Annotated in this window: 4 protein-coding genes; all 4 read right to left on the bottom strand. The window is 36.8% G+C overall.

Going from position 1 to position 7,938, the window contains the following annotated elements:
• Positions 1–928: 928 nt before the first annotated feature.
• Positions 929–1,405 (bottom strand): hypothetical protein, encoded by a 477-nt coding sequence (locus tag Q8907_09790; protein MDP4274556.1) that lies wholly within the window; start codon positions 1,403–1,405, stop codon positions 929–931.
• Positions 1,406–1,542: 137 nt separating this feature from the next.
• Positions 1,543–2,016 carry a Cys-tRNA(Pro) deacylase gene (gene ybaK / locus Q8907_09785; GenBank protein MDP4274555.1) on the bottom strand — a complete coding sequence of 158 codons (474 nt, stop codon included), beginning with the start codon at positions 2,014–2,016 and terminating at the stop codon, positions 1,543–1,545.
• 844 nt (positions 2,017–2,860) lie between these two features.
• Positions 2,861–4,090, bottom strand: a complete 1,230-nt coding sequence (locus tag Q8907_09780; GenBank protein ID MDP4274554.1) for an ATP-binding protein — start codon at positions 4,088–4,090, stop codon at positions 2,861–2,863.
• A 506-nt stretch (positions 4,091–4,596) separates the two neighbouring features.
• Complete coding sequence (locus Q8907_09775) at positions 4,597–7,506, bottom strand: outer membrane beta-barrel protein (protein ID MDP4274553.1); 2,910 nt, start codon at positions 7,504–7,506, stop codon at positions 4,597–4,599.
• Positions 7,507–7,938: the final 432 nt, after the last annotated feature.

Below are 7,938 nucleotides of genomic sequence, written 5' to 3'. Positions count from 1 at the left end.
GCTTTTAAACATGTTAATCCTATAATCCGTCTAATCGGACAAGGCAGAAATTATTGTTTAAAGTGGTTGGAGATGGTTAGAGATGGTTTGAGATGGTTTGAAATGGTTTGAAATGGTTTGAAATAGTTTGAAATGGTTCAAGAGGTTCAAGGGGTTCAAGAGGTTCGGATCAGATAGACAATAGGGTGGCTGAGCGGAGTCGAAGCCAAACTCAGTGGATAATTTTTCATCTTAAATCGGTGGCTATCATCACTTCTTAAGACTTTCTCACCGTAAGAATGAATTTATTTTTTCACCCCCAAGTAAACAAATGGGTATAACAGTATTTTTCAATGATTCTCTGTCCTATGTCTTGAATTTTTAACTTCTTCTACAAAAACTTCTACCGGCCGATCATAACCCCATTTTAAGAGATTGAAAATAATTGAAAGTATGATTTCTATCTCAAACTTTTTATTCTCCGCAAAATAGCGGAGAATGAGATCGCTTCGCTAAGTTGTCGTCATAAAAAGCAAAAAAGACTTTGATAGCATTTCCGCCAGCTGGCGGACCGCCTATCGGCTTCACTTGAACGGAATGCAGTCAAAGAGGAATTTATTTAAAACGCTTCGCGGTTAATATTTCTAAGTGAACTAAGTGCCTTGAGTGCCTCCGTGGTCTGTATTGACCACTGGCACAAAGTACACTAAGAATACATGTTTTTTTGTGAACCTTGTGTAATCCTTGTGTTCCTTGTGGTTAGGAATTGTTTGAGGTGGTTTGAAATTGTTTGAAATTCAACCCCAGCCCCTTAAAAAGAGGTTATAACAGGATACTGTTTCATTATTGGACAGAATTTAATTTTTTTGTATTTTATATTCTGTCAAATGGCGCACCATAAAAAAAGGCTGCCGAAATTCGACAGCCTTTTCAATGCAATTGGTAAGCTTTACTTTAATACTACCTCAGAGAAAACGTGTTCAATTTGTTCAGGTTTCTTGGCTTTCTTTAAAGCGGATTCGAAATCTGTAGTTCCCTGATTGGCGATTAAAATAGTTATATCTAAAAATTTAGCGAGTTTGTCGTGACCTTCTTCCTTAGAAATCAGTCCGTCCTTTACTGCATTTTTATAATATTTTTCCAGTTTTTTAACCGAATTATAAATAGCAGGTTTACGTATAATCGTTTTATCACCTGGTGAAGTTAAAGTAGCAGCTTCAACAAATGTATAATTCTGTTTTACCAAATATAGTTTTTCTGCAATGTCCTGTCCAAAATAATGTGAATTTAAACTGCTAGCATCAATCTGTTCTGTTGAATTAGCCGAAGTCCTGTAAAAAGTAAAAGTTTGGTTTTCAACTGTGTCCTGACTTTTAACCACCATGGTTAAAGCCACAAATGCGAAAAATAATAATGCCTTTTTCATTTTCTTTAAATTTTTAATCTTTTATTTCGCTACAAAGGTAAAACAGTATTTTAAAAATTCCAAATAATAATTCAACAAATTATTTCGATTTTGAAAAAAAAATTGATTTACCCCTAATTATTGAAAGTAAAAAAACATTATTCTGCAATAATTCCAATTTTGGCACCTGTGATTTGCTGCAGATCCTTAGGATTTATCTTAATTTGCAAACCTCTTTGACCTGCACTGATGAAAATTGAAGAAAATTTTAATGCACTCCCGTCCAAAAAGGTAGGATAACTTTTTTTCATGCCAATTGGAGAACATCCCCCCCTGATATAGCCGGTGAGATTCAACAATTCTTTAACATGAACCAATTCAGATTTCTTGTTTCCGGTCAGACGGGATATTTCCTTTAAATTAAGTTCCAATCCGCCCGGAATACAAGCCACATAAATGCCTGTCTTATCCCCTCTTACCACCAAAGTTTTAAATACCTGTTCAATGGACATTCCTGCCTCCTTTGCAATATGCACCGCACTCAGGTCATTTTCATCCACTTCATATTCAACAATTTCGTAGGTTATTCCCAATTTATCAAGCATACGGACAGCATTGGTCTTTTTATTCATTCTTCCTTTTTTTATTTATAAATCCTTAACACAGGCCTAATCAGAAACATTGCAATTCCTGGCCCTTCACCCCACAATGTTACTGGCAAGCCCCTTTCCTATCTGCCGGATTCGTCAAAAAAATTGAAACCAAATCCAGGGGAATAATTTTAAATTAAAAGTTGAGGTCAAATTTATTCAATTTTATAATATGATATTTATTTATTAACCCCGCTCAAATTTCATTTTTTTAGTAATTGTTGCCTCAAAATTCATTTATTTTCAATATGCTTTATGTTATATGTATAATTAAAAGCAGTTTGCTTCGAGACCGCCTTTTACAGATAAGCTAAACTGATATTGATCAATAATTTAAAGATTTTTATGCTGAAAACAAAATTTTGAAGAAGAAAAATACTTTTAACCCCTAAGTCACGGAGAACATGGTAGTTCAAGAAAGTTCAAAAAGGTTCGAAGTTGTTTGAGAGGGTTCGATATTGTTTGAGAAGGTTTGAGATGGTTTGAGATGGTTTGAGATGGTTTGAAATTCAACCCCAGCCCCTAAAAAAGGGGTTATAACAAGATACTGCTTCTTTGTTGGACAGAATTTGATTTTTTTGTATATTTTATATTCTTCCGGCAAAATAACTTGTAATTAGTAACTTGACAACACTTTCTCAATCATTCCGCCGGCACGTTATAGCACCTTTTTAAGGGGTGCGGGGTAAATTAGAGATAAAGTTAATTTCTAAGTGAACTCAGTGCCCTGAGTGTCTCCGTGGTCTGTATTCACCACTAAAGCACGGAGAGCACTAAGGAATGTTTATCATTCCGATTTACCGGAATCGACTGCAATGTTCAGTATTTATAGATCCAGCAACAAAAAGTCCTTTAAATGTATTTGCTCTATGCCATGGTAATTATTGCCGGCATTGTATTCATCCAGGGTGACAACATACTTTCTATAATTATCGTTTATTTTCAATAAATTCCCGAATTCCCGCTTTATGGTATTTTCGTCTGTCAGCATGTAAACCACTTGCACATAAATTGTCTTACCGTCCCGGATGGCCACAAAATCAATTTCCATTTTGCCTAATTGACCTGTAAAAACCCGAAATCCCAGCCTGATTAAATGAAGATATACAGCATTCTCCATAATCTTATTTATATCCTTCCTGCTGTCAAAACCCCGAATACAATTTCTAAGTCCCAAATCTTCAAAATAATACTTCTCTCCTATTTCAAATATTTTTAATCCGTTAATATCAAAACGCGAAACATGATAAATAAAAAATGCGTTGATAAGAGGCCTTAAATAATTCAATACAACCTGCGTAGAAACAGCAATACGTTGCGATTTCATATATTTTGCTATGTTGTTGGCTGAAAATAGACTTCCCACATTATCAGCCAGAAACTCAATAAGCGATTCCAAAAAGTGAATATTTCGTATTCCTTCACGAGCCACTACATCTTTCAATAAAATTGATGCATAAACGTTGCGCAAATATTCAAAAACCGCTAATTCATCCAACCCTATCACTTTTAAATAGGGCATACCTCCAACTTTAAGGTATTTACTCAGATTTTGCGTTGAATTCTCCAGTTGAAAAAAATTGAGAAATTCATTATAGCCCAGCGAATGGATGGTAAATTCAATATATCTTCCGGCTAAAAATGTAGCCAACTCTCCTGAAAGCATTTTGGCATTGCTTCCACTGCAAAATATATCACAACAATCTTCGGCTAACAAACTTCGCAGACACTTTTCAAAATGTTCAATCTCCTGGATTTCATCTACAAAAAGATAGTTTTTACTTTCAACTTTGAGATTCCCTTTTACATACTTATAAAGAATGTCATCATTAAAAATATGCTCGAAGGGCTTTAATTCTTTATTGATATAAATGATATTGGCCTGTGGATTTACCTTTTTTATCTCTCCGATCAACTGAAAAAGAATATAACTTTTCCCCACTCTTCGTTGTCCCGAAATAACTTTGATTATTTCTTTGTCAATAAACGGCTTTATTCGTTCCGTATAAATTGGACGAGGGACATAAGGTCTGATCATTGATATTTCATCAATCATAATTGATAAATATTTAAATATATATAATTTTATACATCGTAATTGACAAAATTACAAATAATAATTCATTCATCAATCATAATTTATGAAAATCTAAGTAGTTTAATACATTTACCACTAAGGCACAGAGGGCACGGAGAATACATTTTCTTTGTGAACTTTGTGTACTTTGTGGTTAGTTATTGTTTGAAATGGTTTGAGGTTGTTTGAAATTCAACCCCAGCCCCTTAAAAAAGTTATAACAGGATACTGCTTCTTTGTTGGACAGAATTTGTTTTTTCATGTTTTATATTCTTCCGTCAAAATGACTTTTAATCAGCACAACTTAATAACACTTACTCATGCACTCCACCGGCACGTTATAGCACCTTTTTAGGGGTGCGGGGTAAATTAGAGATAAAGTTAATTTCTAAATGAACTTAGTGCCTTAGTGGTATATGTATTTCAAACAACTATAAACAAATCAGCCGGTCAGATAATCCTGCCGGCTGATTGGTCATATACTGCTAAAACATGGGAGGGCCATCATGCCCGCCGCCCATTGGGGGGCCATCATGTCCGCCCATTCTGAATCGCTCACGATCACGGTTACCCGGCATCTGAGGCATATTAAACATCTTTAAATTATAGGTGAACGTCAGCATAAAATAACGCTGTAACACATTCGACCGGGTATCTTCAATGTATGTTTCCGTAACGTTGTGACTGATATTGGTATTCTGATTGAGTAAATCGAATACGCTCAATTTAAGTTCTCCCTGCTGGTTCTTAAATAACTTCTTACCGATACCTGCATTCCACAGAAAATAATCCTGGTTATAACTACTGTTCGAACCATTATACAACTGGTTTGTCAAGTCATTCTGGATAAAAAATCCTTTCCAGATTATCCAGTTGAAGCTCATATTTGCAGTATGACTGAAATAACGGTTATTTAAGCTTGGCTGAAGAGTATTTTTCACAATACTGTAATTTCCCCTGTAAGACAATGTGAAATCAACATTCTCACTGATATTGCTGCCCAGGGTAACCCCTTGCGAAACCGTATAAGAATTTGAAATATTAATCTTATCATCTACATTTCCGGGTGAATAGGAATAATTAAAGCCCGTATTGAGACTAAGGTTACTGGATATAAAATGAAGCGGGAATCCGTATGATACCATGGAATTTACACTCCAACTATGATCCAGGTTTACCGGACTGTTTAACTGTGCCCCTTTCTTCAGGACAATTCCCCTTGCCAGGATGGTATCTTTTGTTGCGAAATAGGAACGGGTACTGATGTTGTTCATGGTATACGAACCCGACACAAAGGCAAAAACATTGGTCGATTTTTCAGGATTCGAATAGAAGAAACGCGTCATCAGGGAATTGGTATACTCCTGTTTCAGATCGGGATTACCTGTACTTAACTTCAAGGGGTTTGAATTATCAATTACATCCTGCAACTGCGAAATGGAAGGAGCATTGGTGGCTGTACGGTAAAACAATCTCAAATTGGCATTTTGCGAAAAATTATACCTCAACATGGCCATAGGTAAAATATTGTCGAAAGTTTTATTGACCGTAAAAGGAGGAATAGGCATGGTTCTGGAACCACTCAAATCAGCTCTCTGGTAGTTGAGGCCAAACATTGCATTCACGTTTGTTTTTACCAGGCGGTAGCCGATACCTGCCCTGTTGGTGATATAATCATTGTCATATATATTAGATAATGTAGAATCCAGCATGTAGGAATAGTCACTCTCATTTAAACTACCATTCTTAAGCACATCGTATGTCCGTTTATTTGCCGTATTATTTGAGTAGGAATAGCTGTAGGAGATCTGAAGTAAACCGCTTTTCCCGACAGGCTCGGTATAAGCCAGGTTTCCAGAAATCGAATATCCTTTGGTCAGGGAATTGGACTTCAAATCCGTATTGGTAGTATCACTCAAAAAGGTCCCGTTAGACATTTTCCTATAATATACTGTCTGGGCATCAGAACGGCTGTTGGGTTCATTTTTGTTGGCAGAACCGCTAATACCGGCGGAAATCGTACGTCCGGCCTTTGAAAATTTATGTCTGAATACCAGGTCATCGCCAAGGCTATAGCCGCTTGTATGCGCATCGCTCCAGCTGGACGATCCGTTTAAAGGAGTGGTTTCCCCCATCGTATTTGCCGTGATATTGTCGCTGCTGCTATGATTTCTCTGAAAATTAAGACGGGGGGTCATAATAAAGGTATTGGCCGTATCCATCGCATATTCCAACCGGAAATTCAATCTGTTGTTGTAATTTAGATTTTCTGACAGATACTGGTTGTTATAATATTGGTTGGAATCGGTAACAGCAGAAGTCACATAATGGCCGTTAGCTGACTGTATACTCTTTGTTTTGCTGTTGTTGTAAAAATAACTACCGGTAATTTTAAATTTTGAACCCCATTGATCACTGTAATTAATACCCACCGAATTAGTGGTCGTTATACCGCTCTGCTGGCCGACCAGGAAGCTACCACCGCCGCCGCCAAAGTTACCGCCACGGCCACGTCCACCGCCGCCACCACTCATCACACCAAGCAAATCCTGCATGGCAAAATTTTGCTGATTGACATTGTTGCTCAAACCAATAATAGATATTCTCCGGTCCCCACTAAAAAAATTCAAATTGCCACCAATCATATATTTACCATTGTCGCTGGTACCCGCACTGAATTTTCCAAACTTGCCGTTCCGCCTGTTCCTTTTAGTCACAATATTGATGGTCTTTGATGTATTTCCGTCATCAAAACCAGTTAGCTGTGCCTGATCACTTAATTTATCAAATACCTGAACTTTGTCAACCACATCGGCAGGCAAATTTTTCAAGGTCAAAGCAGGATCTTCGCCAAAGAAAGGCTTTCCATCAACCAAAACCTGTTTAACGGTTTCTCCATGGGCCGTTACAGTTCCGTTGGTAGAAGTAATAGTAGGCATCTTTTTCAATAAATCTTCCGCCGTGGCATTGGTATTTACTTTAAACGCTCCTGCATTCATTTCTGTCGTATCCCCCTTTTGTTGGGAAATGGGGACATCACCTACAATCACGACTTCTTTTAACACTACATTTTCACGCTTCATAAATAAGGAGCCAATGTTTTGCGAACGATATTTTACATCTATCGTTTCATCCAGTTTCTGATAACCCAGATAGGTAGCCCTGATTCTGTAAGATTGATTACTCAGATTACCCAGCTTGAAGCTCCCATCTTTCTCGGAAAGCAGAAAATGATTGTCTGCCGAATCTTTCACTCCTGAAATAGTAATACTTACGCCCGACAAGGGTGTAAGCTTATCTTTATCGACTATTTTTCCTGTTATGGAATATTGGGCATGAACATTAATACATGCCGCGGTCAATAAAAGAATCATTAATTTTAAATGGATCTTCATATTCTCCACAATTTTAATTATTTATTAGACAATATTTTATCGCATAAGTTTAAGCTGCTCCACATGCCCGGATTCCTCAATGTGCCGGTGGTCTTGAACGCACATCCTCATACAGAGCCCTTGAAATTTCTATATCAAAAGTCAGAATTATATATTTAACCAGAAAAATTATTAGACAGATCATGAATTTTTGTCTACAAAACTCAAAATTCAGAATATAGGACCGCTGTTGTCGATGGAATCTTCAAATGATTACTCATTCATTTGAATTATGAAAACATGGAGGATAAAGATGGTTCAAAGGGTTTGAGGTGGTTTGAGGTGGTTTGAGGTGGTTTGAGATAGTTTGAGATAGTTTGGGATAGTTTGAAATGGTTTGAAATGGTTCTGTTTTCATTTATCTTGGCAACTTGGCGGCTTTGCGAGAAATGC

This window comes from Bacteroidota bacterium (assembly GCA_030706565.1).
Lineage (GTDB): Bacteria > Bacteroidota > Bacteroidia > Bacteroidales > JAUZOH01 > JAUZOH01.
The sequence above is the reverse complement of the archived record's forward strand: the minus strand, read 5'-3'. Positions and strand labels throughout refer to the sequence as shown.

Coding starts and splice junctions, on each gene's coding strand:
- Q8907_09790 (MDP4274556.1), bottom strand. CDS start 1,405: ATGAAAAAGGCATTATTATTTTTCGCATTTGTGGCTTTAACCATGGTG.
- ybaK (MDP4274555.1), bottom strand. CDS start 2,016: ATGAATAAAAAGACCAATGCTGTCCGTATGCTTGATAAATTGGGAATA.
- Q8907_09780 (MDP4274554.1), bottom strand. CDS start 4,090: ATGATTGATGAAATATCAATGATCAGACCTTATGTCCCTCGTCCAATT.
- Q8907_09775 (MDP4274553.1), bottom strand. CDS start 7,506: ATGAAGATCCATTTAAAATTAATGATTCTTTTATTGACCGCGGCATGT.